27 protein-coding genes are annotated in these 25,251 nt (G+C 66.5%); 8 read left to right on the top strand and 19 right to left on the bottom strand.

Annotated elements, in window-relative coordinates:
- Nucleotides 1-140: 140 nt before the first annotated feature.
- Nucleotides 141-575 (bottom strand): hypothetical protein, encoded by a 435-nt coding sequence (locus IOC82_RS04750; protein WP_290545033.1) that lies wholly within the window; start codon nt 573-575, stop codon nt 141-143.
- Between the two features lie 164 nt (nt 576-739).
- On the opposite strand from IOC82_RS04750, the gene IOC82_RS04745 reads away from it, so the two are divergent.
- The 7 genes from IOC82_RS04745 to phnE (IOC82_RS04715) all read left to right on the top strand — a co-directional run bounded on the left by IOC82_RS04745 (nt 740) and on the right by phnE (IOC82_RS04715) (nt 7,443).
- Nucleotides 740-1,564: a UDP-2,3-diacylglucosamine diphosphatase gene (locus IOC82_RS04745; protein ID WP_290545032.1), complete on the top strand. Its 825-nt coding sequence runs from the start codon at nt 740-742 to the stop codon at nt 1,562-1,564.
- Nucleotides 1,521-2,576 carry a glycosyltransferase family 1 protein gene (locus IOC82_RS04740; protein ID WP_290545031.1) on the top strand — a complete coding sequence of 352 codons (1,056 nt, stop codon included), beginning with the start codon at nt 1,521-1,523 and terminating at the stop codon, nt 2,574-2,576. The genes IOC82_RS04745 and IOC82_RS04740 overlap by 44 nt, the downstream gene beginning before the upstream one ends.
- Before the next feature lie 54 nt (nt 2,577-2,630).
- Nucleotides 2,631-3,812 (top strand): ceramide glucosyltransferase, encoded by a 1,182-nt coding sequence (locus IOC82_RS04735; protein WP_290545030.1) that lies wholly within the window; start codon nt 2,631-2,633, stop codon nt 3,810-3,812.
- A gap of 98 nt (nt 3,813-3,910) precedes the next feature.
- The gene (gene phnC, locus IOC82_RS04730) at nt 3,911-4,720 is read left to right on the top strand and encodes a phosphonate ABC transporter ATP-binding protein (protein WP_290545029.1); all 810 of its coding nucleotides are present in this window, start codon (nt 3,911-3,913) and stop codon (nt 4,718-4,720) included.
- Nucleotides 4,721-4,761: 41 nt separating this feature from the next.
- Nucleotides 4,762-5,670, top strand: coding sequence for a phosphonate ABC transporter substrate-binding protein (gene phnD / locus IOC82_RS04725; protein ID WP_290545028.1), 909 nt, complete (start codon nt 4,762-4,764; stop codon nt 5,668-5,670).
- A 62-nt stretch (nt 5,671-5,732) separates the two neighbouring features.
- Entirely contained in the window at nt 5,733-6,623 is an 891-nt protein-coding gene (phnE, locus tag IOC82_RS04720; RefSeq protein ID WP_290545027.1) for a phosphonate ABC transporter, permease protein PhnE, read from the top strand.
- A 1-nt stretch (nt 6,624) separates the two neighbouring features.
- Nucleotides 6,625-7,443 carry a phosphonate ABC transporter, permease protein PhnE gene (gene phnE / locus IOC82_RS04715; RefSeq protein WP_290545026.1) on the top strand — a complete coding sequence of 273 codons (819 nt, stop codon included), beginning with the start codon at nt 6,625-6,627 and terminating at the stop codon, nt 7,441-7,443.
- Here the strand turns inward: phnE (IOC82_RS04715) and IOC82_RS04710 are convergent.
- The 16 genes from IOC82_RS04710 to IOC82_RS04635 all read right to left on the bottom strand — a co-directional run bounded on the left by IOC82_RS04710 (nt 7,440) and on the right by IOC82_RS04635 (nt 22,187).
- Nucleotides 7,440-8,579, bottom strand: a complete 1,140-nt coding sequence (locus IOC82_RS04710; RefSeq protein WP_290545025.1) for an alpha-D-ribose 1-methylphosphonate 5-triphosphate diphosphatase — start codon at nt 8,577-8,579, stop codon at nt 7,440-7,442. The genes phnE (IOC82_RS04715) and IOC82_RS04710 overlap by 4 nt on opposite strands.
- Nucleotides 8,576-9,181, bottom strand: coding sequence for a phosphonate metabolism protein/1,5-bisphosphokinase (PRPP-forming) PhnN (gene phnN / locus IOC82_RS04705; RefSeq protein WP_290545024.1), 606 nt, complete (start codon nt 9,179-9,181; stop codon nt 8,576-8,578). The genes IOC82_RS04710 and phnN overlap by 4 nt, the downstream gene beginning before the upstream one ends.
- A complete protein-coding gene (locus IOC82_RS04700; RefSeq protein ID WP_290545023.1) occupies nt 9,181-10,320 on the bottom strand; it encodes an alpha-D-ribose 1-methylphosphonate 5-triphosphate diphosphatase in 1,140 nt (379 codons plus the stop codon). The genes phnN and IOC82_RS04700 overlap by 1 nt, the downstream gene beginning before the upstream one ends.
- Complete coding sequence (locus IOC82_RS04695; protein WP_290545022.1) at nt 10,317-11,009, bottom strand: DUF1045 domain-containing protein; 693 nt, start codon at nt 11,007-11,009, stop codon at nt 10,317-10,319. Before IOC82_RS04695 ends, IOC82_RS04700 begins: the two co-directional genes overlap by 4 nt.
- A gap of 1 nt (nt 11,010) precedes the next feature.
- Nucleotides 11,011-11,691 carry a phosphonate C-P lyase system protein PhnL gene (gene phnL / locus IOC82_RS04690; protein WP_290545021.1) on the bottom strand — a complete coding sequence of 227 codons (681 nt, stop codon included), beginning with the start codon at nt 11,689-11,691 and terminating at the stop codon, nt 11,011-11,013.
- Nucleotides 11,692-11,693: 2 nt separating this feature from the next.
- Entirely contained in the window at nt 11,694-12,464 is a 771-nt protein-coding gene (gene phnK / locus IOC82_RS04685) for a phosphonate C-P lyase system protein PhnK (RefSeq protein WP_290545020.1), read from the bottom strand.
- Nucleotides 12,461-13,297 carry an alpha-D-ribose 1-methylphosphonate 5-phosphate C-P-lyase PhnJ gene (locus IOC82_RS04680; RefSeq protein ID WP_290545019.1) on the bottom strand — a complete coding sequence of 279 codons (837 nt, stop codon included), beginning with the start codon at nt 13,295-13,297 and terminating at the stop codon, nt 12,461-12,463. Before IOC82_RS04680 ends, phnK begins: the two co-directional genes overlap by 4 nt.
- Entirely contained in the window at nt 13,294-14,385 is a 1,092-nt protein-coding gene (locus IOC82_RS04675) for a carbon-phosphorus lyase complex subunit PhnI (RefSeq protein ID WP_290545018.1), read from the bottom strand. The genes IOC82_RS04680 and IOC82_RS04675 overlap by 4 nt, the downstream gene beginning before the upstream one ends.
- Nucleotides 14,385-14,975 (bottom strand): phosphonate C-P lyase system protein PhnH, encoded by a 591-nt coding sequence (gene phnH, locus IOC82_RS04670; RefSeq protein ID WP_290545017.1) that lies wholly within the window; start codon nt 14,973-14,975, stop codon nt 14,385-14,387. Before phnH ends, IOC82_RS04675 begins: the two co-directional genes overlap by 1 nt.
- Complete coding sequence (gene phnG / locus IOC82_RS04665) at nt 14,968-15,423, bottom strand: phosphonate C-P lyase system protein PhnG (RefSeq protein ID WP_290545016.1); 456 nt, start codon at nt 15,421-15,423, stop codon at nt 14,968-14,970. The genes phnH and phnG overlap by 8 nt, the downstream gene beginning before the upstream one ends.
- Nucleotides 15,424-15,430: 7 nt before the next feature.
- A complete protein-coding gene (locus IOC82_RS04660; protein ID WP_290545015.1) occupies nt 15,431-16,078 on the bottom strand; it encodes a DapH/DapD/GlmU-related protein in 648 nt (215 codons plus the stop codon).
- A gap of 223 nt (nt 16,079-16,301) precedes the next feature.
- Nucleotides 16,302-18,086, bottom strand: coding sequence for an adenine deaminase (ade, locus tag IOC82_RS04655; RefSeq protein WP_290545014.1), 1,785 nt, complete (start codon nt 18,084-18,086; stop codon nt 16,302-16,304).
- 180 nt (nt 18,087-18,266) lie between these two features.
- Nucleotides 18,267-19,733, bottom strand: a complete 1,467-nt coding sequence (locus IOC82_RS04650; protein ID WP_290545013.1) for an aldehyde dehydrogenase — start codon at nt 19,731-19,733, stop codon at nt 18,267-18,269.
- Between the two features lie 5 nt (nt 19,734-19,738).
- Nucleotides 19,739-20,776: an LLM class flavin-dependent oxidoreductase gene (locus IOC82_RS04645; protein WP_290545012.1), complete on the bottom strand. Its 1,038-nt coding sequence runs from the start codon at nt 20,774-20,776 to the stop codon at nt 19,739-19,741.
- Between the two features lie 3 nt (nt 20,777-20,779).
- Nucleotides 20,780-21,604: an alpha/beta fold hydrolase gene (locus tag IOC82_RS04640; RefSeq protein WP_290545011.1), complete on the bottom strand. Its 825-nt coding sequence runs from the start codon at nt 21,602-21,604 to the stop codon at nt 20,780-20,782.
- The gene (locus IOC82_RS04635) at nt 21,597-22,187 is read right to left on the bottom strand and encodes an amino acid synthesis family protein (RefSeq protein WP_290545010.1); all 591 of its coding nucleotides are present in this window, start codon (nt 22,185-22,187) and stop codon (nt 21,597-21,599) included. Before IOC82_RS04635 ends, IOC82_RS04640 begins: the two co-directional genes overlap by 8 nt.
- Nucleotides 22,188-22,286: 99 nt before the next feature.
- Here IOC82_RS04635 and IOC82_RS04630 point away from each other — a divergent pair, with 99 nt between their 5' ends.
- Nucleotides 22,287-23,003, top strand: coding sequence for a GntR family transcriptional regulator (locus IOC82_RS04630; protein WP_290545009.1), 717 nt, complete (start codon nt 22,287-22,289; stop codon nt 23,001-23,003).
- A 7-nt stretch (nt 23,004-23,010) separates the two neighbouring features.
- Here IOC82_RS04630 and IOC82_RS04625 read toward each other — a convergent pair whose 3' ends face one another.
- Complete coding sequence (locus tag IOC82_RS04625) at nt 23,011-23,778, bottom strand: hypothetical protein (protein WP_290545008.1); 768 nt, start codon at nt 23,776-23,778, stop codon at nt 23,011-23,013.
- A 212-nt stretch (nt 23,779-23,990) separates the two neighbouring features.
- Nucleotides 23,991-25,034, bottom strand: a complete 1,044-nt coding sequence (locus IOC82_RS04620) for an AI-2E family transporter (RefSeq protein ID WP_290545007.1) — start codon at nt 25,032-25,034, stop codon at nt 23,991-23,993.
- Nucleotides 25,035-25,251 lie beyond the last annotated feature (217 nt).

Below are 25,251 nucleotides of genomic sequence, written 5' to 3'. Positions count from 1 at the left end.
CCCGCCACCCGCCTTGCCTTGTATGCGAGTGCCCAGCGCTGACGATATTCCTCTGTCTCGATGGCCTGACCAAGCGGTCCGGCCCCATCCGGGCGGTCAACGGCTTGCCGCTGCCGCACCCTCAGGATGCTTGAGCTCCCTCAGCCGCCCTTGCCCATCTTGGGCCGGCTTTCGAGTTCGCGCACGATCAGCACGCCCTCAAGCTCTCCCGCCGTGCGCACGCCGATCCTGCTGCCGCTGGCATGGGCCGCAAGCACCAGAAGCGCCATGGCGTTGGCCGCAAAGCTATCGGCGGAATCGAAACGGAAACCCCGCCGCTTGCCGCGCCGGCCCCTGAGGCCAAACTCGAAGCCTTCAGCCCCTGCTCCGCTCTTGACCCGCAGACTCTCGACCTTGCCCACAAAGTCGAACTCCCGGTCCGGCCTGGCGGGCTTTTCAGCCTTGGCGCGCTGGGCTTTTGCCTTCACTTTGGGTTTGGCCCCGTCCTCTGCCTTGCTCTTGTCTTTCGTCTTGGCCTTCTTGGCCGGCGTTTCTGCCGCAACTTCGACGGTTGCGATCGTCTCGTTCTCGGTCATCACTCACCCCGCGCGGTTCGCCTGACTGCCTACACTCATATTTCTAGAACCGAAGGCATTGTCACAATCAACCGGAATAGTGCCTTCGAGGCTGGAGGCTGGATTGTCACGAAAGCTTTGCACAAATCAGGCGTAAGGGGGCGGAGAGGCCAGAAGGCAGAGAAATGCTGACCATCCCCATTCCGCCCCGGCACTATCGCGCCATCTTCATCTCGGACCTTCACCTCGGCACAAAGCGGGCACAGACCGCGGCCCTTCTCGATTTTCTCCGGGTAACCGAATCCGATCAGCTCTACATCGTGGGCGACTTCATCGACAACTGGTCGCTGCGCAAGACATGGCACTGGGACCAGCTGCACAATGACGTGATCCAGAAGCTCCTGCGCAAGGCGCGCAAGGGCACCAAGCTCATTTACATACCCGGCAATCACGACGAAAACTTCCGCAACTTCCTCAATCTGCGTTTCGGCCGCGTCGCGGTGCTCGAGGAGGCCGTCCACATCACGGCGAAAGGCAAGCGATACCTCGTTCTTCATGGCGACAAGTTCGACGGCGTTGTGCGCTTCGCCCCCTGGCTCGCGAAGCTGGGCGACACGGCCTACGAGCTGTCGATGGAGATCAACAAGGGCCTCAACACGGTGCGGCGCTTTTTCCGCCTGCCCTATTGGTCACTCTCGGCCTATCTCAAGAACCGGGTCAAGAAAGCCGTCGAATTCATCTCGCATTTCGAGGAGGCGGTGGTGCGCGATGCCAGGGCGCGCGATTGCCAGGGCGTCATCTGCGGCCATATCCACACGCCCGACGACCGGATGATCGACGGCATCCACTATCTGAATGATGGCGACTGGGTGGAAAGCTGCACGGCCCTCGTCGAACACCCCGACGGAAACTTTGAAATCCTGCACTGGAACAGTCCCCGCTTCGTCCAGACCACGGAACAGACCTATGCGCATTCTGATCGTGACCGACGCCTGGTCCCCGCAGGTTAACGGGGTTGTCCGCACCCTCAATGCCCTCATCGCGGAACTCCGGGCCAAGGGCCACGACGTCCGCACCATCGATCCGGAGGGACGCCCGTCGCGGCCGCTGCCGTTTTACCGCGAGATCACGCTGACCCTCACCTCCACCGCGGCGATGCGCTCCGAGATCGCCGCCATCGCTCCGGACGTGATCCACATCGCCACCGAAGGCCCCCTCGGCTGGACCGCGCGGCGCGTCTGCCTGCGCGAGGGCCTGAAGTTCACCACCGGTTTCCACACGCGCTTTGCCGAATATGCCGCCGCGCGCATTCCGCTCCCCGGGGTGCTGAGCCTCGGCTGGGAGGTACTGCGGCGCTTTCATGCACCGAGCCAGGCGGTGATGGTGCCGACCAAATCGATCGGCGCCGAACTCGGCCGCCGGAAGTTCCGGAACGTGAAAATCTGGACGCGCGGCGTCGATCGCGCGCTATTCAAACCCTATCCGCCCGACCACCTCGGCCTGCCGCGCCCGATCATTCTTTATGCCGGCCGGCTGGCGGTGGAAAAGGGCATCGACGATTTCATCGCGCTGAAGGTGAAGGGCAGCAAGGTGCTGGTTGGCGATGGCCCCGAACGCGGGCGGCTGCAGAAGCTCGCACCCGATGCCTATTTCCTCGGCTTCCGGCATGGCGAAGACTATGCCCGCACCCACGCCGCTGCGGACGTGATGGTGTTTCCGAGCCGGACAGACACCTTCGGCCTTGTCATGCTCGAGGCCATGGCCTGCGGCACTCCGGTGGCCGCGTACAATGCGCCAAGCCCTCTCGATGTCGTCGACAACGGCATCACCGGCATCATCGCCGATCGTCTTGAGGATGCCGTGGAACGGGCCCTCACCCTCGACCGCAAGGCGGTGGAGGAAGGTTCGAGGAAGTTCAGCTGGCGGACCTGCGCTGACATGTTCGAGTCGTGGCTCGTTCCCTGCGGGCGCATGACATCGCGCCGTGACCCGCAGGATGCGTCCTTCGCGCTGCCGCGATGACGGCGGCGCCGCCTCCCCATCGCACCTCCGTTCGCAGCTTGTAGCGGAATCTCCATGTCGATATTGGGACTTGCCTGCCTTGGCTTCTGCGCCGCCGCCCTCTCCGTCCAGATCGCAGCCAATGGACTGGCCCTGTGGCGTTGCCGCCGGGGCCGCACCGGAACGCCGCCCCGGCAACGGCCGCCCATAACGCTTGTTCGCCCGCTCTGCGGCCTTGAGCCGTTTTCCAATGAAACACTCCAGTCGACCTTCGCGATCCGCTATCCCGATTACGAAATTCTGTTCTGCGTCGAGGACGCGGCAGATCCCGTCATTCCGCTGGTGCGCAGCGTGCTGGCGCGGCACCCGGGCCGCAACGCGCGTCTGCTGACCGGCGCAGACGCAATTGGTGCTAATCCGAAGCTGAACAACATGGCCAAGGGCTTCCGCCAGTCGAGTCACGACTATATCGTCTTCGTCGACAGCAATGTCTTCACCCCGCCGGATTATCTGGACCGGCTGATGCAGGCGATGGAGACAGGGGCAGGCATGGTCAGCGCGCCGCCGGTTGGCCTCCTGCCCGAGGGCTTCTGGGCCGGGCTGGAATGCGCCTTCCTCAACTCCTATCAGGCGCGCATGCAATATGCGGTCGACATGCTGGGGCGCGGCTTTGCGCAGGGCAAGACGCTGTTCTTCCGCCGCGCCGATCTCGATAACGGCGGCTTCGCACAGCTCGCATCCGAGCCCGCGGAGGACGCCGCGGCAACCAAGATGATGCGCGGCCGGGGACAACGCATCCGTCTTGCCGGACCGTTTCCGCAGCTGGTGGGGCCGCGCAACGCGGCGCAGGTCTGGAAACGGCAAGTGCGCTGGGCCAGGCTTCGCCGCGCCAGCTTCCCGATGCTTTTCGCGCCCGAGGTTCTGGCGGGAAGCCTGCCGCCGCTCGTGATGCTGCTCATCGGCCTTTACGACCTCGGGCTTTCCCTGCCGGTTCATGCCGCGGCATACTTGGCGGCTTGGTACATACCCGAATTGCTGCTCTTGCGGTCTGCCGGCTGGCCCTGTTCGCTCACTGCCATTCTGCTTCGCGACGCAATGCTGCCGCTCGTCTTCATTGCTGGCTGCGCCGGGTCTCGCTTTGAGTGGCACGGAAAACACATGACCGCGGCGTCCGCGGCCAAGCGCGCGCCACGCTTCTCCAGGCTGCATCCGAAGCTGGTGTGGGCCCGGCTCGCCAGCCGCAATCCCTTCGCCTGAACCGGAGGCGCGCCCCCAGCTGTCACAAAGCTGCAATCTCGCTGTCACGCAGCTGTTGTTGCGTGGGTCTTAACGGAAACATCTGAAGGAAGGCGCACATGCTCAGCATCGAGAATCTCGGCAAACGTTTCGGCGGCAAGCCAGCCCTTGCGGGCGTTACCGCCGGCATCGCCGATGGCTCCTTCGTCGGCGTAATCGGCCGCTCGGGAGCGGGCAAGTCGACGCTGCTCCGCTGCATCAACCGCCTCGTCGACCCGTCCGAGGGCCGCATCGCGTTCCACGGCAAGGACGTCACCGGCCTGCGCGGCAAGGCGCTGCGCGACTGGCGGTCGTCCTGCGGCATGATCTTCCAGCAGTTCAACCTGACGGGCCGCCTCGACGTGCTCACCAACGTGCTCATGGGCCGGATCAATCACATGTCGCTGGTTCCCGCCCTGCTCAAGGCCTGGCCCGATGACGAGAAGCTCCGGGCGCTGCGCGCGCTCGACCGCCTCGACCTCGCCGATCTGGCGGACCAGCGCGCCGAAAGCCTGTCGGGCGGCCAGCAGCAACGCGTCGCCATCGCCCGCACCCTGGTGCAGGACCCGCGCATCATCCTCGCCGACGAGCCTGTCGCCTCGCTCGACCCGCGCAACACCAAGATCGTGATGGACTCGCTCAGGGACCTCCACCGCGAGGCGGGCATCACGGTGATGTGCAATCTCCACTCCCTCGAACTGGCGCGCGAATACTGCACGCGCCTCATCGGCATGAAGGCGGGCCGCGTGGTCTTCGACGGCACGCCCGAGATGCTGACGGACGACATCGTCATCGACCTCTACGGTCTTGAAGCGAACGACGTGCTGGACCTAGAGGAGGCGGCAGCACGGCAGTTGAACGGGTCCGCGGCGTTACCCAGCGCGGCCTGATTGAGCCTCCCTCATCGACCATCCAAACAGGAGCCCTACCCATGATGAATCGCCGTCACCTTCTGCAGGCCGCCGCCGGCCTTGCCACCCTCTCGGTCAGCGGCACCGCCGCCCTTGCCGACTGGAAGGCGGAGGTCCCCGAGCTTACCTTCGCCGTCGTTCCCGATGAGAATGCGACCGGCGTCGAGCAGCGCTATGAGCCCTTCATCCAGTACATGTCCAAGCAGCTCGGCGTGCCGGTGAAGCTGCGCATCGCCAATGACTATGCTGCGGTCGTCGAAGGTCAGATCGCCGGCAATATCCATGTTGCCAAATATGGTCCCTCGGCCTTCGCCCGTGCCCTCATGAACGGCGCCAAGATCGACGCTTTCGCGATGGAAGTGAACAAGGACGGCACCAAGGGCTACTATTCGGTGCTCTACGTGAAGAAGGACTCACCTTACCAGAAGATCGAGGATCTCAAGGGCAAGAACCTCGGCCTCGTCGACCCGAATTCCACCTCGGGTAACAACGTGCCGCGCTTCGCGCTCAACAAGATGGGCATCAAGCCGGAAGAGTTTTTCGCCAATGTCGTCTACACCGGCAGCCATGAGAACGCGATCATCGCCCTGCAGCAGGGCCAGGTCGACGGCGCCTTCAATTGGTGGAACGACGAGAACGAGTCGATGCTGATGCGCATGGAGCGCAAGAACATGGCGAAGTATGGTGACTTCCGCATCATCTTCAAGTCGGACCAGATCGTGAACTCGCCCTTCGCCATGCTGACGACACTGCCGGCCGAACTCCAGACCGCCATCAAGGACGCCATGTTCGCCATCGACAAGAACGACGCAGAGGCCTTCCAGGTGATGACTGACGGCCAGCAACAAATTTGGGTCCCCACCGACAACACTGCCTATCAGGGCATCGTTGAGCTGAACAAGTTCGTTGACTCGCTGCGCAAGTCCTGACCGATCCGGAACCCGTGCGGGGCTTGGCCCGGCGCGGGTTCCATCCGTCTCGCGCCCCCCACATGACACGTTCCGCCTACTCACCCGCACCGCCCACCATCGCGCAGCTTGCAGCGTCCTATGCGGCGGAAGTGGCCCGCAAGCGCCGGCGGTTTCTCGTCTTCGCCACGGGCGTGGCGCTGGCCGTACTGGCCGCGGGCTGGCTTGCCGAGGTGGATCTGGGGCTGTTCTTCTCCAACATCCACAAATTCCCGAACTACATCGGCCGTATCTTCATCCTCGACTCGGGACCCTATGCCGGAAGCTTCGTCCTGTTCGATATTCCGGGCTGGTTCTGGGGCCTCGGCAAATGGCTGAGGCTTCTCGCCGATACGCTGCTCATTGCCTATGTCGCCACCGTTCTGGGCGCACTCTTCGGCTTTCTTCTGTGCTTCCTCGCCGCCGGCAATCTCGGGGTCTCGGCGCCGGTGCGCTTTGGCGTGCGGCGCATCCTCGAGTTTTGCCGCACTGTGCCGGAACTCGTCTTCGCGCTGGTCTTCGTCATCGCTTTTGGGCTCGGGCCAATCGCTGGCGTTCTCGCCATCATCGTGCACACGACCGGCGCTCTCGGCAAACTCTTCTATGAAGTGCTGGAGAACATCGATCAGAAGCCCGTCGAAGGCCTCATCGCCAGCGGCGCGTCCTGGACCAAGACGATGCGCTTCGCCGTGCTGCCGCAGGTTCTCTCCAACTTCGTGAGCTACGCCCTGCTCCGTTTCGAGATCAATGTGCGCGGCGCCTCGGTCATGGGCTTCGTCGGCGCAGGCGGCATCGGCCAGGATCTGATGGAAGCGATCCGCAAATTCTACTATCCGGATGTCTCCGCCATCTTGGTGCTCATCATCATCACCGTCGCGTTGATCGACCTGATTACGGAACGCGTGCGGCGGCGCTTCATCGCGGAGACGCACTGACATGGCCAACGCCTCACCGAAGACGGCGCATGCGGCTCCGGCCTGGGGCGGCTGGCTCCTGACACTCGGGGCTATCGCCGTGCTCGTCTTCGGGCTGTGGCATCTTGGCTTCTCGCTCACCAAGTTCCTGGTCGGCCTGGGCAGCCTCGGCAAGTTCGTCGTGCTCATGTTCCCGCCGGACTGGGGCGACAATGCAAGCCTCTGGCGCTACATCAAGGCGCTTGCCGAAACGGTTGCAATCGCACTGCTCGGCACCACGCTCGCCGCCGTCATCGCCTTTCCGCTGAGCCTCATCGCGGCGCGCAACACCACGGTGTCGCAGATCCTTCGCTTCTTCGCGCGCCGCGGGTTCGATACGCTGCGCGGCGTCGATACTCTCGTCTGGGCCCTGATCTGGGTGAATGTGGTGGGGCTCGGCCCCTTCGCCGGCGTATTCGCCATCGCGATCTCCGACATCGGGTCCTTCGGCAAGCTATTCTCGGAGGCGATCGAGGCTTCCGACAAGCGGCCCGTCGAGGGTGTGATCGCATCGGGCGGATCGCGCCTTCACGCCATCCGCTTCGGCATCCTGCCACAAGTGGCCCCGGTGCTGATCAGCCAGTATCTATATTATTTCGAATCGAACACACGCTCGGCCACCATCATCGGCATCGTGGGAGCCGGCGGCATCGGCCTCGAACTCTCGGAGATGATCCGCACGCTGGAATGGCAAAAGGTCGCCTTCCTGATCATCATGATCCTGATCACCGTCTCGGTCATTGACCGCCTCTCCACCCAACTGCGAACCGCCATTGCGGGCAGCAAGGCCACGCCGAACTAGCGGCTGCGGTAGACCGGCTTGCCGGCGGCAACCGTCGCCACCGGCAACTGAGATTTCTCATCCAGCACCACGATGTCCGCCCGCAAGCCTTCCGCAATGCGCCCGCGGTCGGCAAGACCCGCAGCTTCGGCGGGAACGGCGCTGATCATGCCCCAGGCGCGTTCCAGCGGCAGCACGCCCCGCGCCGCCAGCAGCAGGGCCGCGCGCAACATCGCGGGGTAGTAATAGTCCGAGGCGAGGATCGCGCATGTCCCCTCGCGCACTGCCTGCTCGGCGCCGATGGCGCCGGTGTGGCTGCCGCCCCGCACCACGTTGGGAGAGCCCAGCACCACAAGGTCGCCCCCGGCGGCGCTGGCGGCCAGCGTGCCGGCTGTCACGGGAAATTCGGCAATGCGCACGCCTAATCCTCGGAAGAAGCCGCGCTCGTCCGGCGACCGGTCGTCGTGCGAGAGCATCGGCACGCCATGGCTTCGCGCCGCCGCGGCCATGGCGGCAACCGCCGCCGGAACCTCGTCCGCGCGCGACAGCATCCGCCCGCACTGGGCGATGTAGAGGCCGGTCTCCACCATGGCGCGCTCGGCATGGCGCCGATAGGCGGTTTGCGGGTCCTTCAACTTCGGCAGCGGCGAGGTGTGATCGTTGAAGGCAAGCAGCGGCGTCTTCGGCCGCGCCAGCAGATCAAGCACGGCGTCCATTTCATCGAGCGCATAGGTTTCCCAGCGGATGTGGAGCCGGTTGTCGGCGAGGAGATCCGGCTCCAGCCGGTCGAGCGCGCCGATGATCTGCAGCGACTGCGCGAGGCTCCTGAGCCCCGGCTCCCAGGAGATGGTGATGCCGTGATAGGCCGTGGTGATGCCGTTGGCGACGAGTTGGCGGTCGGTGTCGAGCATCGCGATATCGAGCGGAAACATGGTCCCTGGCCGCGGCATGATCTGGCGCTCGAAAGCGTCGCCATGGATGTCCACGATGCCCGGCAGGACCAGGCATCCCGCCGCGTCGATGCCGCCCGCGCCACCGCTGCCCGGCGCCCTGATCGCCGCAATGCTGCCCCCGCCGCACACGACGTCGGCTGCAACGAGGCCCCGCCCCGGCAACAGACAGAGGCCCCCGGAAATGATCAGCTCCCCGGAGGTCACGACGCCCGCAGCGAGATCGCGCTGCCGCCGGGGCGCGGTTCAGCGCCCTTGAGGCTGCGCAGGATGGCGCAGAACTCCGCAACCGCCTCGCCGAGCGTACGGTCGTTGACGATGCGTTCGACCCGCACGCCCGGCGGATAATCCGGCGCCTTGCGCGTGACGCGCTCGCGCGCCTGCCCAGCCGTTTCGCGCCCGCGCGCCACGATGCGGCTCACGAGCACGTCCTCGGGCGCGGTGATCTCGATCACTGTCATATCGGCGAAGCGGTCGCGCGCATCGGCGACGGAGGCGCGCGAGCAGTTCACCACCACCGTCGCGCCGGAGTCGAGGTGGCTCTCGACGAAACGGCCGATGCCATAGGAATTGCCGTGCGCCCGCCACCACAGCGCGAAGGCGCCATCGGCCACCGCCACGGCAAACTCCATCTCGGTCATCGACACATGGTCCTCGGTATCGGGGTTGCTGAGGCGGGTGACGAAGCGGCGCGGGAAGACGACATTATCCTCCGGCTTCAGAGCGGCTCGCGCGCCCGTCATCACGGCGTCCTTGCCCGCGCCGCTGGGCCCGACCACGAGGATGAGATGGCCGTTGGCAACCGCCATCACATCACCCGCCGGCCTTCGCGCCACACCCGGCGCACGGCGGGAATGCCATCCCTGACGCGCACCTGAATCATATCGGCCCGGCGATGCGGTTCGATGGCGCCGCGGTCGTCGAGGCCGGCGGCCCGCGCAGGATTGATGGTGATGGTCCGCATGGCGGCCGCGAGGCTCATGCCCGGCACCGTCTCCGCCAGCCGGAAGGCGGCGGGCAGCAGGCTCGACGGCACATAGTCGGACGACAGCACATCGAGGTGCCCGCCCGCCGCCACATCCGCCGCCGGGATATTGCCGGAATGCGACCCGCCACGCACCACGTTGGGAGCACCCATGAGAACCGCAAGACCATTGCGGTGGGCGGCCTGGGCCGCTTCCCGCGTGGTCGGGAATTCGGCAATGGTCACCCCGTCGGCGATCGCTTCCTCGACATGCAGCTCGGTGGCGTCATCATGGCTCGCCAGACGCACGCCGAGCCGTGACGCCAGCGCGAGAACCGCCTGCTTGTTGGCTGAGGCATGCTTTGCCTGCATCTCCTGGCGGACGGCAATGTAGCCATCCATGTGTTCGGGCAGGATCAGCTTCTTGCCGATGTAATATTCGCGGAACTTATCGATCGATACGAACTGCCGCGCACCTGGCGTGTGGTCCATGATGGAGATCAGGTGAAGCGGCCCTGCCTGCGCCGTCATCTCCGCCGACTCGGCCGTATCGGCGCAGGGCAGCTCGCAGCGCAGGTGGATGAAGTGCTGCGCGCGGAGCCGCCCGCTGTCCTGAGCTTCGACGATGGCGGCGCTCAGCGACATGGCCTCGCGCGCCGAGCGATCGCCCGGCTCGAAGCTCCCCGCGCGCAGGGCATCGAAGACGGTGGTGATGCCCGCCGCCGCGACCTGCGCATCGTGCGCCATGACGGCGGGGATGGCAGGCCAGGCCACGCCGGGGCGCGGCAGAAAGTGGCTTTCCAGATGATCCGTGTGGAGCTCGACGAGGCCCGGGATCAGATAATCGCCATCGAGATCCTCGGCAGGCCCGGCGACACGGCCTTCGATCACCTCGAAGATCTTGCCGTCACGCACCACCACGCTGCCCTCCAGAACCCCGTCCGGCAGCATGACACGGGCGTTGGTGAAGACTGTCTCGGTCATGCGGCAACCTCGGAAGGGCTGAAAAAGGGAAAATGGCGCGTGGCCATGAAGGCGGCGCCGCGCTGGGCTTCGGTGAACAGCGTGAGACCGTCGATGGCGACAGGCTCCGCCAGGGCCGGCGCAAAATGCGCCTCCGCGGCAGACTTGAAGCGCTCGATGACGGCGGGCGGCAGGCGCCCGGTGAGCGTCATGTGGAAGCGGAAATCGTCCAACACGTAAGGGTATCCCCATTCGGCAAGGTGGCGTTCCTGGCTTGGCGTGAGATCGGCCAGCCTGCGCCGCGCCAGCTCGTCCTCCGATGGCGGCTGGCGGAAACCATCGAGATCGCGCACGGCGCGCTCGGCGAGCCGCTGCAACGCCTCGCTTGGCTCCCGCGGCACAAGCGCCAGGAATTGGCCGAGCACACCCACTTTCAGCGCGACGCTGAAACGCTGCTGCCCGGCGGCGAGCGCCGCCACCGCACGCGGCAGCGCCTCGGCAGTCACCGTGCCACGCAGCGCAAAGGGCGGCTTCAGCGTGGCATGGAACCCGTAACGCCGCGGATCGCCGGTGACGACGCCGATGCCGGTCACGCCGGGCTGTTCGCGGGTCTCGCCCGTGAAGGCGTCACGGCCGATCCAGCGCGACCCCAGCTCGTGCAAATGCGTGCCGGGCGCGGGCGCGAAATAGATGGCGTGGCGGATGCTCACCTCAGCCCAACGCGATGCTGCGCGAGCAGGCGCGGCGGCGCTCCTGCTCGTCGTGGAACACGGCGAGAATCGCGCTCCCCTCCTCCCGCGCCCCGGCCACCAGCTCCAGCACGCGGTTGCGGTTGTCTTCGTCGAGCGAGGCGGTGGGTTCGTCGAGCAGCAGGATCGGGAAATGCGCCGCAAAGCCGCGCGCGATGTTGACGCGCTGCTGCTCGCCGCCCGAAAACGTCATGGGCGAGAGATGCCACAGCCGCTTGGGGATGTTGAGCCGCTCCAGCAGCATGCGGGCGCGGGCCAGCGCCTGCTCGGGCGCTATGCCGCGGTCGATCATCGGTTCGGCCACCACCATCTCGGCGGGCACGCGCGGGATCACGCGCAGGAACTGCGTCACATAGCCGATGACGTCGCGCCTGAGGCCGATCACGCCGCGCGGCGGCGCCGTCACCACATCCGTCCATGCGCCGTCCGACAGCACACGGATCGACCCAGCACTCGCACGATAGACGCCATAGACCAGCTTCAGCAGCGAACTCTTGCCGCGGCCCGAAGGGCCCGTCACCGCCACGGCCTCGCCCGCCTTAACCTCGGCAGTGAGACCCTCGAACACCTGAATGCGCGCTCCCGCCTGCTGGTGCAGCAGGAAGGACTTGGAGAGGTTCTCGATCTTCAGAACAGTACTCATCGTCACACCTGCAGCACGGAGGAGACGAGAAGCTGGGTATAGGGCGCCTGCGGGTCTTCGAGGATCTGGTCGGTCAGCCCCTCCTCGATCACCTGGCCCTGCTGCATCACCATCATGCGGGACGACAGCAGCCGCGCCACGGCGAGATCATGCGTCACCACGATGGCCGCCAGGTCGAGCCGTTTGACGAGACCGCGGATCAAGTCGAGAAGCCGCGCCTGCACCGAGACATCGAGGCCCCCCGTCGGCTCGTCCATGAAGACGAGCCGCGGCGAGGTGACAAGATTGCGGGCGATCTGCAGCCGCTGCCGCATGCCGCCGGAATAGGACCACGGGCTGTCGTCGATCCGGTCTTCCGCAATCTCGACGCGCTTCAGCCAGTCGGTTGCCGTGGCGCGGATGCGGCCATAGTGCCGCTCGCCCACCGCCATCATGCGCTCGCCGACATTGGCCCCGGCGGAAACGCCCATGCGCAAACCATCGCGCGCATCCTGGTGCACGAAGCCCCAGTCGGTGCGCATCAGCAGCCGGCGTTCCGCCTCGCTCATCTCATCGAGCGCAACCGAACGGCCGTCGCGCAGCGTGTAATGCACCTTGCCCGAACTCGCCGGAACATGACCCGAGAGGCAGCGCAGCAGCGTCGTCTTGCCCGATCCCGATTCGCCGGCGATCGCCAGTACCTCGCCCGGCCACAGCGCGAAGGACACCTCGCGGCAGCCCACGCGCGCGCCATAGAGCTTGCTGAGATTGTCGACGGCCAGCAGCGGGCTCATCGCTCACCCCGCGTCTTGGCGCAGAAGTCGGTGTCGGAGCACACGAACATGCGCGTGCCGTGGTCATCCATCACGATCTCGTCGAGGAAGCTCTCCCGCGTGCCGCACAGGGCGCAGGACTGGTCCCAGCGCTGCACTTCGAACGGATGGTCCTCGAAATCGAGGCTCTTCACGCGTGTGTAGGGCGGCACCGCATAGATGCGCTTCTCGCGCCCCGCGCCGAACAGCTGAAGCGCCGGGCAGCCATCAAGCTTCGGATTGTCGAATTTGGGGATGGGCGAGGGATCGAAGACATAGCGCTCCGCCACCCTGGCCGGATAGGCATAGGTGGTGGCGATCTCGCCATATTGCGCGATGTCTTCATAGAGCTTCACATGCATCACGCCATATTCCTCCAGCGCGTGCATGGTGCGGGTCTCGGTCTCGCGCGGTTCGAGGAAGCGCAAGGGCTCGGGGATGGGAACCTGGAAGACCAGGATCTGGTCCTCGGTCAGCGGCGTTTCAGGGATGCGGTGGCGCGTCTGGATGACGCTCGCCTCCTCCGTCTTCTCGGTGGTGGCCACGCCCGCGGTCTTGACGAAGAACTTGCGGATGGAGACGGCATTGGTGGTGTCGTCGGCCCCCTGGTCGATGACCTTGAGCGTATCCTCCGGCGTCAGCACCGAGGCTGTCACCTGCACGCCGCCGGTGCCCCAGCCATAGGGCATGGGCATCTCGCGGCTGGCGAAGGGCGCCTGATAACCGGGAATGGCGATGGCCTTGAGGATGGCCCGGCGGATCATCCGCTTGGTCTGCTCGTTGAGATAAGCGAAGTTATAGGCGGGCGCGTTCATTCCGCGGCCTCCAGCCTGTCACCGGCGCTCTCGATCCCGGCCCGCAGGCGGCGCAGCAGCACGAGCTCCGCCTGGAAATCGACGTAATGCGGCAGCTTCAGATGCTCGACGAAGCCCGTGGCCTGCACATTGTCGGAATGCGACAGAACAAACTCCTCGTCCTGGGCCGGCGCCACGCGCTCTTCGCCCAGTTCGCCGGCGCGCAGCGAACGGTCGACCAGCGCCATGGACATGACCTTGCGCTCGCACTGGCCGAAGCCCAGGCCATAGCCGCGGGTGAACTGCGGCTTGACGGTCGCCGAACCCTTGAACTGGTTGATCATCTCGCATTCGGTGACGGCGATTTCGCCGATGACGATCGAAAATCCCAGCTCCTCCGGCGTGAAGCTCACTTCGACGGTGCCGAGCCGGATCTCGCCGGCGAAGGGGTGCGTGCGGCCATAGCCGCGCTGCGTCGAATAGGCGAGCGCCAGCAGGAAGCCCTCGTCGCCGCGTGCGAGATTCTGCAGGCGAAGGTCGCGGCCTGCGGGAAAGTTCAGCGGGTCCTGCGTCAGGTCGGCGGGCTCGCCTGTCTCGGGCGGCGGCTGCTCCATCAGGCCTTCGCTGCCGAGCATTTCCAGTACGCGTGGCATGCCGCTGCGCAACGCGCTGGCTGCACGCGCCGCCTCCGCGGGTTCGCTCTCGCCTGCCAGCGAGAAGTCGAGCAAGCGGTGTGTATAATCGAAAGTGGGGCCGAGAATCTGCCCGCCCGGAATGTCCTTGAAGGCGGCGGAGACGCGGCGCTTCACGCGCATGGCTTGCGTGTCCAGCGGCTCGGCATAGCCGAAGCGGGCGAGCGTGGTGCGCGCCGCGCGGATCAGGAAGATCGCCTCGATCAGGTCGCCGCGCGCCTGCTTGATGGCGAGCGCGGCGAGCTCGCGGTCATAGAGCGAGCCCTCGTTCATCACGCGGTCGACCGCCAGCGTCAGCTGCCCGGCGATCTGCTCGAGCGTGATCGAAGGCACGCTGCGGTCACCGCGGCGCTCTTCGTCGAGCAGCCGGTGCGCGGCATCGATCGCCTGTTCGCCCCCTTTGACGGCCACATACATCAGGCGGACTCCAGCATGCGAATGGCGGTGGAGCGCGGCACTGCGGCCAGCTGGCCGGGCGCGGCGAAGATCACGTCGATGCCCACCGGAAAGCGGGCATGGTTCTCCGCCATGGCCATCCAGAACGCTCCATCGAGCCCAACCACGCCGAAGCTTTCGCGGCCACGGATTCCGGGTCCGGAGAGCTCGACGGCTCCGGGGACGAAGCCCGCCACCTGGATCACCAGCGTGGCGGAACGGTCAGGATAGTCATGCGTGCCCTGCTGCAGAAGCCCCAGCTGCGGCGGCAGATCGGCTGACGTGGCAAAGATAAACTGCGCCGCCTGCGGTTCCGCCACCAGCGGCGCGCCGGCATGAAAGCGCAGGTAATGGACGATCCTTTCATCATCGAGCTGGGGGCTGAGCCAAACCGGCGTCTGGAAATCGCACAGCGTCAGCGCCACGGCAGCCGCACTCGGCAGCAGCGGCGCAGGCGCCCTCACATCGGCGCCGATGTCCAGCACGCGGCCGGGCCGCGCCATGGCCTGCATGATGACCCGGAAGGCATGCGCCGCTTCGATGGCCACATCGGCAAAGCCCCGCTCAGTCATCGCCTCGCACCATGGTGAAGAAGTCGACCCTGGTGGCCGCCGCCTTGCTGGAGGCCTCGGCCTGCCGCGCATCGAGCTTCGCCGCCAGCGGCGCGATCACCGTCCCGGACAGTCCGTCGGCGTCCCGCTGCAGCAGGGCATCGCAGATCGCCGCCAGCTTGGCGTGCGCGGCGCTGCGGCCCATCACATAGGCGTGCCCCTGCGTGCCGTCGACAAGCCGCACCGCGCAGCGCGTCACCGTCGCCTCGCCGAGGTTGAAGGCGGCCCCGGTGGCGCCCATGCGCCCGCGCAGCATCACGAGGCCGGTCTCGGGCGCCCGCAGCAGGTCATGGGCGGTTGAAGCATAGTCCTTCGCGCAGGCCGCCAGATCGTCCGGCGCGGAGAGCGCCAAGACGCGCATCCAGGCCGCGCGCGCAGCTTCGCCGGTTGTTGGAGCTTGTGACGGCATGCCGCCTCTAACCAACCGAATGTAACGGTTGCATGACGGGCCCCCGCTCATATTTCTCGAGGAAGGCTTCCGCAGAGAGAGCGCGGAAATCCGGCAGCGCGGCGCGCATCTCCTCATGGCTCCAGTCCCACCAGGCGAGCGCCTGCAGCCGGTCCGCCACGGCGCGCGGATGGCGCCATTTGATGAGCCGGGCCGGCGCACCCGCCACCACTGCATAGGGCGGCACGTCCTTGGTCACCACCGACTGCGCGCCGATGATAGCGCCATTGCCGATGGTCACACCCTTCATGACGATGGCGCCATGACCGATCCACGTGTCATGCCCCACCCGCACGGGGCGCGAGCGGCGCCAGTCGAAAACCGCCTGCTCATCGGGCTCGTCCGGCCAGAAATAGCTGGAGCGATACATGAAGTGGTGCAACGAAGCGCGGTGATAGGGATGTTCGCCGGGGTTGAGCCGGGTGAAGGCCGCGACATTCACGAACTTGCCGAGCATAGAGTAGGCAATGTCGGCATAGCGCGCGGTGTAGCTGTAATCGCCCATCGCCGATTCGAGGATGTTGCTCCCTTCGCCGATCTCGACGAAAGCGCCAAGCCGGCTGTTGCGCACATTGGCGTTGGGGTGAAGGAAGGGCTCTGGTCCGAGTTGCGGCATGCTGATTCTCCGAAGCCCCCCTCATCGGCGCGTTCGGTGACATCAAGATGAAGGATCTCGGCCGCGGTCCATCAGCCTGAGATAGAGGATCACCGCCCCGGAGGAGAGCGCGCAGAGCCCTGCCGCCGCCCAGAAACCCCAGGGCGCACCGGTCACGGGGCCGCGCTACGCCGCCTGCGTGACAGCCCGGTGACATATCCGCTCCGGCCCGTGGCCTATGGCGCTAAACGAAGAGGTCTACCTTCCGAAAACTTGTCACGTCGATCAGCCCCTCGTCCGAAATGCGCAGCTCGGGGATGACGACGAGCGCCAGCAGCGAGTGCTGCATGTTGGCGTTGTTGAGGTTGCAGCCGCAGGCCTTCATGGCGGCGACCAGCTTTCCGGCCTTCTCCGCCACAATCTCGGCGCGCTCGTCGGACATCAGGCCGGCGATCGGCATTTCGACGCGAGCCAGCTCCTTGCCCTCCGAGACCAGCGCCAGGCCGCCGCCGATGTCTTTGAGGATGTTCGCAGCCTGCGCCATGTCCTGCTTGTTGGTGCCGACGACGATCATATGGTGGCTGTCATGCGCCACGGTGGAGGCGAGTGCGCAGTCCCTGCTATAGCCGAAGCCGGACACGAAGGCGTTCACCACCTTGCCCGTCGCCTTGTGGCGTTCGACCAGCGCGATCTGGGCAACGTCATTGGCGCGGTCCATCTCGACCAGGCCGGACTGGACCTTCAGCGTCTTCTGCAGCGCACGGGTGGGCGCCTGGTTCTCGATCACGCCGATCACCCGCACGTCCACCTGGTTGCGGCCCGCAGGCGCGGCGATATCGAAGTCCTTTGCCGTCAGGGCGCGCTTCATGTGCATCGTCCGGCGCGCGTCCTCCGGATAGGCATAGGCAGGTATATCAGCCGTGAGTTTGCCGTCTTCCGCAAGCACGCGGCCCCTGGCGATGACCAGCTCGATGGGGAGCGACGCGATGTCGGAGGTGAGGATCAGGTCCGCCCGGCGGCCGGGCGCGATCGAGCCCAGCTCGCGCTCGAGGCCAAAATGCTGCGCCGTGTTGAGCGTGGCCATCTGGATGGCGGCGACGGGCTTCAACCCTTGAGCGATGGCGTGGCGCACCACGCGGTTCATGTGGCCCTCGTTCACCAGCGTGCCGGAATGCGAATCATCCGTACACAGAATGAAATTGCGCGGGTCCAGCCCATGCTCGGTGACGGCCTTGACCTGCGCGGCCACGTCATACCAGGCGGAGCCCAGCCGCAGCATGGCGCGCATGCCCTGGCGGACGCGCGCAATCGCATCCTCGGCGCGCGTGCCCTCATGGTCGTCCGCCGGTCCGCCCGCCGCATAGGCATGGAAGGGCAGCCCAAGGTCGGGCGAGGCATAATGGCCGCCCACCACCTTGCCGGCGCGCTGCGTGGCCGCGATCTCGGCCAGCATCTTGCCGTCGCCCGCGATCACGCCCGGGAAATTCATCATCTCGCCCAGCCCGATGATGTTGGGCCAGCCCATCGCCTCGCGCACCTCGTCGGGGCCGAGCGTGGCGCCGGGGTTCTCGAGCCCGGGGGCACTCGGCACGCAGGATGGCATCTGCACGAAGACGTTGACGGGCATCGCCATCGCCTCGTCATGCATCAGCCTGACGCCCGGAAGCCCCAGAACATTGGCGATCTCATGCGGGTCGATGAACATCGAGGTGGTGCCATGCGGAATGACGGCGCGGCAGAATTCGGTCACCGTCACCATGCCGCTTTCCACATGCATATGCGCATCGCACAGGCCGGGCACAAGGTAGCGGCCCTCGGCCTCGATCACCTGCGTGTCCTTGCCGATGCAGTGGCTGGCATCGGGCCCCACATAGGCGAAGCGGCCCGCCGCGATGGCGATGCCGGTTGCCGGAATGATCTCGCCCGAGTGCACGTTCACCCAGCGCCCGCCGCGGATGACCATGTCGGCCTTTTCCCGCCCCATGGCGGTGGCGATGAGGCGATGGGCTGTGTCCGGCCAGGGTTTCATGATCACGCTTTCCTCTCTGCACCGCGTCCCGATGTCCGGCGTTCGACTTTAGCGGAAAACCGGAACCCGCCAAGCCCGCGATCGGCGCGGCCGGCGGTGCAACGCCGCCAATAGCATCGCGCCGGACACCGGCCTCCTCACCGTGCTGAAGCAGGCCGGCGGCGAGAACTGAGGTGCCCCTCAGCGCATCACGAAAGGGTCGGGGATCGGGTCGTCGGAGGTCCGCAGCCACACGGTCTTCGCCCGCGTATAATCGAGGACCGACTCGAGCCCGCCCTCGCGGCCCGAACCGGAAAGTCCGAAGCCGCCGAAGGGCGCCATGGGCGACACGGCGCGATAGGTATTGATCCAGACAACACCGGCGCGGATGTCGCGCGTCAGGCGATGGGCGCGCGCCAGGTTGCGGGTGAACACGCCCGCGGCCAGACCATAAGGCGTGGCATTGGCAAGCCGCACCGCGTCGTCCTCCGTCTCGAAGCCGAGCACGGCAAGAACTGGCCCGAAGAGTTCGGTCGAGATGGCTTGAGCCTCCGTGCCGCTGCAGTCCAGGATGGTGGGGCGATAGTAGAAGCCTTGCATCCCCTGGGGCGCGCTGCCGCCGGTGACGAGCCTGGCGCCCGCCGAGAGGCTTTCCGTCACCACCTTCTCGATGTGGTTCCGCTGCCGCTGCGTGGCGAGCGGCCCCATTTCGGTGGCGCGCTCCTGCGGGGCGCCGATGACGATGGCCTCGGCCTTGGCTTTCAGCGCCGCCAGCAGCGCGTCCTTGATGGCGTGCTGCACGATGAGGCGCGAGCCTGCCACGCAGGACTGTCCGGTGGCCGCGAAAATACCCGCCACCACGGCATTGGCCGTCGAGCCAAGATCGGCATCTTCGAACACGACGACGGGCGACTTGCCGCCCAGCTCCAGCGTGACGTGGGCGAGGTTCTCTGCCGCATTGCGCATCACGTGGCGCGCCGTCCCGGGCCCGCCGGTGAAGGCAATGCGCGCGACGAGCGGGTGCGACGTCAGCACCTGGCCGCAATCGGGGCCGAAGCCGGTGATGACATTGACCACGCCCGGCGGGAAGCCCGCCTGCTGAACGAGCCTGGCGAATTCAAGCAGAGGCGCCGGCCCGTCTTCCGAAGCCTTCAGCACCACGGTGCAGCCCGCGGCGAGCGCGGGGCCCAGCTTCACCGCGGACAGGAAGAGCTGCGAGTTCCACGGCACGACGGCCGCGACCACGCCGATCGGCTCGCGCCTCAGCCACACGTCCATGCCGGGCTTGTCGATGGGCAAGTGCGCGCCCTGCAGCTTGTCGGCCAGCCCCGCGAAGTAACGGTAGTATTCGGCCACATAGGCGATCTGGGCGGAGGTCTCGCGGATGATCTTGCCGGTGTCGGCGGTCTCGAGTTCCGCGAGCGCCTGGGCATTCTCCGCCACGAGATCGGCGAGCCGGTAGAGCAACTTGCCGCGCTGCGTGGCAGTGAGCCCGCGCCAGGCCTGGTCATTCAGCGCACGGTGCGCGGCGGTGACGGCGCGGTCCACATCCGCTGCGCCGGCGCGCGGCATCAGCGCCCATGCCGCGCCCGTTGCGGGGTTGATGCTCGCGAAGCTCTCCGCGCCATCCTCGAATTGGCCGCCGATCAAGTGCTGGAAGCGCCGCATGCCGTTCACCGGAAGGCCGGAAGCACATGGTCGATGAAGCGCTGCAGCGAGGCCTTCTTGCGCTCCGCCGGCATCATCGAGTCGATCCACAGGCTGAACTCGTCATAACCCATCGCCTCATATGTCTTTAGCCGCGCGATCACCTGATCGGGCGTGCCGGTCACCGTGTTGGCCAGCATCTTGTCCGTGGCGTATTGCTCCATCGCGTCCATCTCATCGGGGCTCAGCGCCTCGATCAGGGCCTGGCTGACCGGCTTCTCGTTCTTGAACCAGGCCGCAAAGTAGCAATAGAATCGCCGAAGGTCTTCCGCACCCTGCCGCACATCGGCGTCGTCCGCGCCGCAGTAGCCATGCATCAGCAGCATGATCTTCGGGCGCGTCACCTCCGGGTGCGCCTTGCAGGCGGCCTTGAAGCGGCCCATCAGCACTTCGACCTCCGCGTCCCCCAAGTGCAGCGGCGTGACCTGCACGCCGCAGTGGTTGGCCACCGCGAAATCATGCGACATGGGATCGCGCGCCGCCACCCAGATGGGCACGCCGCCCTTCTGCAGGGGCTTGGGCGAGGCGGTTGTCCTGGGAAACTGCCAATACTTGCCGTCATGCGTGTAGTCGCCCTCCCACAGCTTGCGCAGCATGGGCACCATCTCGCGCATCTGCTCGCCCGCACTCATCGGGGTCAGGTCCTTGCCCATGCGCTGATATTCGAAACTGTAGGCGCCGCGCGCGATCCCGAGGTCGAGCCGGCCATCGCAGATGATGTCGGTCATCGCCGCCTCGCCCGCAAGCTTGATGGGGTGCCAGAAGGGCGCCACCACCGTGCCGGTGCCGAGCCGCACGTTCTTGGTGCGCCGTGCCAGGTCGGCGATGTTGATCAGCGGGTTGGGCGCGATGGTGAAATCCATGCCGTGGTGCTCGCCGGTCCAGATGGCGTGGAAGCCGCCGGTGTCGGCCATCTCGCAGAGCTCCACCATCTGCCGGTAAAGCTCCCTGTGGCTCTGCTCCGGGCTGATGCGCTCCATGTGCACGAAGAGTGAGAATTTCATCGGTCACCGCCTTTCATCCAGGAACCGCCGCCTCGCTTGGACGGATTCAAGCGGCTGGCTCAGCAGATCGCGGATCAGCCGTGTGGCGCCTTCAGCGTCCACCAGAGTCATCATATGGCGCTGGCCGGCAAGCACCGCCGCCGTGCCGCGCGGCGCCGCGGCGGCCATGGCCTCCGCCATCTCCGGCGTCGAGTTGGGATCGTCCGATCCGGCGGCGAACAGCGCGGGCATGGTCAGCGCGCCCAGCCGGCCGGAAAACAGCCGGTCGCCCGCGGCGAAGATCTTGTAGGCCTGCGCATAGGCGGCAGGGTCCATGGCGGAGAGCCAGGCGCGCAATTGCCGGTGCAGTGGCGTGTCACCCTCGCCCAGCCAGCGGCGGACCGGCTGTTCGATGTCGCCGCAAGTGCCGCTCAGCGCGATTTCGGCGGCGCGCGCCTCCACCGCGCGGCGGGCGTCCGGCGGCCTCTCATAGACCGAATTGAGCACGCCAAGCCGCAGCACGCGTTCAGGCTGCGCCAGGGCCAGCCCGATGGCCACCAGCCCGCCCATGGAGTGGCCCACCACATTGGCCTGCGCAATGCCCAGCTCGTCGAGCAGGCCGGCGGCCTGCGCCACATAGTCCGCGAGTTCAGCCCCACGGAGCGCGCTGGCGCCATGGCCCGGCATGTCGAGTGCGATCACCCGGCAGGTTTTGGATAGAGCCGCGATCTGCGGCTCCCAGGCCTCCGCATTCAGTCCCACACCATGGATCAGCAGCAGCGGCTCGCCCTGCCCCTTCTCGAGCCAGGCGATGCCGTTGCGGATCTGGCGGAGGGCAGGCTCAGGCATTGCTGGTGCCGTCCAGCTCCTTCAGGTCCTGATAGCGGTCGCCGATGCGGTGGTGCGGACGCCCGCCGATAGACGCGCCGAGCGCCACCACGATCTCGCCGGCGGCCGGCGCATCGGGGATAGCGAACTGGATTGTGAGGTAATGCGAGCGCATGCCCTCATCCGCCTTGTGCATCAGGGGGATCATGACCGGCGCATTGGGCGGCCCCCGCGTGTTGGTAAAGGCGAGATAGCTCTTGGCGCCCACCGCCTTGCGGAAATGATTGCCGAAGCGCAGCGTGTGAATCAGTGCGGAGGCGTGTTCCACCTCGCCGTCCGCGCCCACCACGGCGGCCTTGCCGTATCCTTCCACTGAGTCGCCCGAACCTGCCATCTCGAGGATCATGCCGGTCAGCAGCTGGCCCAGCTTGGGAGCGATCTCCAGGATCTCCGGCTTAAGATCGTCGACGAAGCCGCGCCCCGCCCAGGGGTTGGTCAACACCGCCGCGGCGGCAAAAAAGGTCAGCGGCTTCGGCGCCGCCTTGCCCCCCTCGATGAAAGTGCGCTCGGTGAGGCTGAAGGTCTTGCGAAGCTGAAGTGCCATGTGCGCGGGGCCCGAAAAGCTCTTGAATGAACATTGTAAGATCGTACACAATACAGGTCAACTAAAAAATTCCAATTTTTTCAATAGCTTGGTAATATCGTGACTCTTGCGAACCCGCCCTCGCGCCGTCCGGGCCTGCGCATCGCCGAAGCGCCGCCCACCCTGCGCGAACTGGCGCTGGAGCGGCTGCGCACGGCCATTGTCGAACATCATTTCCCGCCCGGCAGCCGCCTCACCGAGCGTGACCTGTGCGGGCAGCTGGGCGTCAGCCGCTCTGTGGTGCGCGAGGTGATCCGCCATCTTGAGGCGGAGGGCTTGGTCACCTCCATCCCCCACCACGGCCCCATCGTGGCGAGGCTCGAGCCGGAGGCGGCCGAACAGATCTATGAAATCCGTGCCCTTCTGGAATCGACCGCCGCCCATGATGCAGCACAAAGCGCCACGCCTGAGCAGCTTGCCGCGATGCGCGATGCGCTGTCCGCCATCGCGGCCGGCTATGCGGCAGGCGACCATCACGGCGTCATTCTCTCCACCACGCGCTTTTACGAGGCAATGTTCGCCGCCGGCGGCAAGCGCGTGGCGTGGGAGGTGGTAAAGCGCCTCAACAGCCGCATCAGCTGGCTGCGCGCCATGACCATTGCCTCCCCAGGCCGCGCCACCACCGGGCTCGGCCAGATGCAGAAGATTTTCGCCGCCATCGAGCAACGAAAGCCTGAGGCCGCGGCAGCCGCCAGCCGCGGCCACGTCACCATGGCCGCCGCCATCGCCCGCGCGCTGCTGCGCGAACAGGCGGCAGGCCCGCCGCCATCCGGCTGAGGAGGGCTCAGAGGCCCAGCGCCTCCAACTCCACGCTCTTCGCGCCGTCGAGCGGCTTCACCGCGACGGCGCCGGCCGCGGGAACCTCGCGCGACCAGCCGGAGAGGAACACCGCCGCGCTGGCCGCCACGCCGCCGGCGGCGAACCAGGTTCCGAGGATGCGCGCCGGCAGGCCCGTGCTCGCGTCCACCCAAACTTCGCCAGTGAAGCGGCCGCCCATGACGGCGGCAATCGTCGTCTGTTCCGGCTGGAACCGGGCGATCGGCGTCACCGAATCGACGCCGCCGAACAAGGCCGCCGCCGGGTCATCCGCCAGCAGGCCGAGGAAGGGAATGAATAGGCCGGGCACCATAAAGGCAGCGCCCTTTTCCGGCGCCAGTTTCAGCACCGTCTTGGCGGCCAGCGAAGGGCGGAACAGCGTTGCCTCGCCGCCCGCGATCGACAATTGCACGTCGGGCTCGCCGCCCGCGCCGAAGACAGCGAACAGACTGCCGGAGCGCTGGAACGCCACGCTCGCCCGGCTGCCCAGCGTCTTCAGCCCGTACTTCGCCACCGAGGCGCCGAACTTCGCGTCGGCGGCGAGGCACCGCCGGCACCGGTCCCGGCTCATGGCGGCGGTGAAGGACAGCGCCCCGGCGGTTTGCAATGCGTCCAGCATGCCGTTGATGGCGCCGGCGGCGTCAGGCCCCGCGGCGCGCGCCGGGCCCGCACCGCCGAACGCGGCAGTGGCCGCCCCCGCCAGCAAACCGCCGAACTTCCGGCGTCCGATCGTCATTGCAGGTCCCATGGCCCTCTCCCGTCCGGAAGATCGAAAACCCGCCCAATCCTAACGCATGATCCGCAAAAGTGGAACCCACTCTCGCGGATCATGCTCAAGCTCTTGATCTTGCGCATGTTCTAACCGATTAGGTGATTCCGCCTGATCGGAACATCCGCTGGTGCAACCTCGCCGCGAAGTCACCGCGTAAGCGCCCGGACCGGGCGGCGCTAACCCTTGCCGCCGGACAGCATGACAATGAGCCAGCGCATCGCCGGTATCTGCTTGCACACCGTCATCGCCGCCACCAGCACAGGAACGCCGATGAAGGCGCCCGTCAGCCCCCACAGCATGCTCCACAGGAAGACCACGAACATCACCGCGAAGGGCGAGATCGACAGGGTGGAGCCGGTGAACACCGGCTCGAGGTAGCTGCCGATCACGAACTGCACCGCGGTCAGCGATACCAGCACGACCGCCGCCACCTGCAGCGATTCGAACTGCAGCAGCGCGAAGACGGTGGGCAGCAGTGTGGCCACCAGCGGCCCGAGGAAGGGAATGTAGTTGAGTGTGAAGGCGATCGCCGCCCAGGCCGCGGGGTGCTCCAGCCCCACGCCCCAGGCCACCAGCCACACGGCGGCCCCCGTGGTCACGCTGGCGATGCTGCGCACCAGCATGTATTTGCCGAAATGCCGCGCTGTCTCGCGCCCCGCCGCCACCACGTCCACCCCGCCGAAGCGGCGGCCCGCTTTGGTGAGGCGGCTGGCGAGGTCCTCGGCCTCGAGAAGCCCCAGCACCGCGAAGGCGAAGACAAGCGTCGCGAAGCCGGCGAGCCCGTTGAGCCGCGCCGCCAGCGACTGCACGAAGCGCACCACCCAGCCCATGTTGAAGCTGTCGGACAGGGCCCCCGCCAGCACCACGCCATGGCCTTCGAGCCAGTCTGTGGCGGCCTGGTAGATCGCCTGGAATCGCGCCGCATTGCCCACCAGCCACTGCCCGATCACGCTGATGCCCCAGGCGAAGAGCAGGAGCAGGAAAGCGATGCAAACCAGCGTCGCCACGATGGTGATCGGCATCGCCAGCATGCGCGGCATGCGCTGCTGCAGCCAGGCCTGCACCGGCCAAACCACCATCACGATGAACACCGCGAAGGCGGCGGGCGCAAACACCATCTCGCCCCAGGACAGCGCGGCGAGCACGATGATGACGGTGCATACGAGAAGCATGCCCCCGATGGCGGAACGCCCCGCCGTCCCGCTGCCGCCCTCTCCCATGCCGCTGCTCCCGTTATTGTGCAACGGGCCGCATGAGAGGACACATTCCCCGCTTTGGCAAGGCCGGCGGGGCGGGTCTGTCGGTAGCACACGATATGACCGGTTTAAGTAGCACACGATCTGTCCGGTAGGCTGGCCCTTTTTTGGGGGTCAGCATGAGCCGGACGGAAGCCCGAAGGGTTGTGCGAATGATGAAGTTCATGAGCGTTTTTGGCCG

This window comes from Aestuariivirga sp. (genome assembly GCF_020252395.1).
GTDB lineage: Bacteria > Pseudomonadota > Alphaproteobacteria > Rhizobiales > Aestuariivirgaceae > Aestuariivirga.
This window is presented reverse-complemented; position numbering and strand designations above follow the sequence as displayed.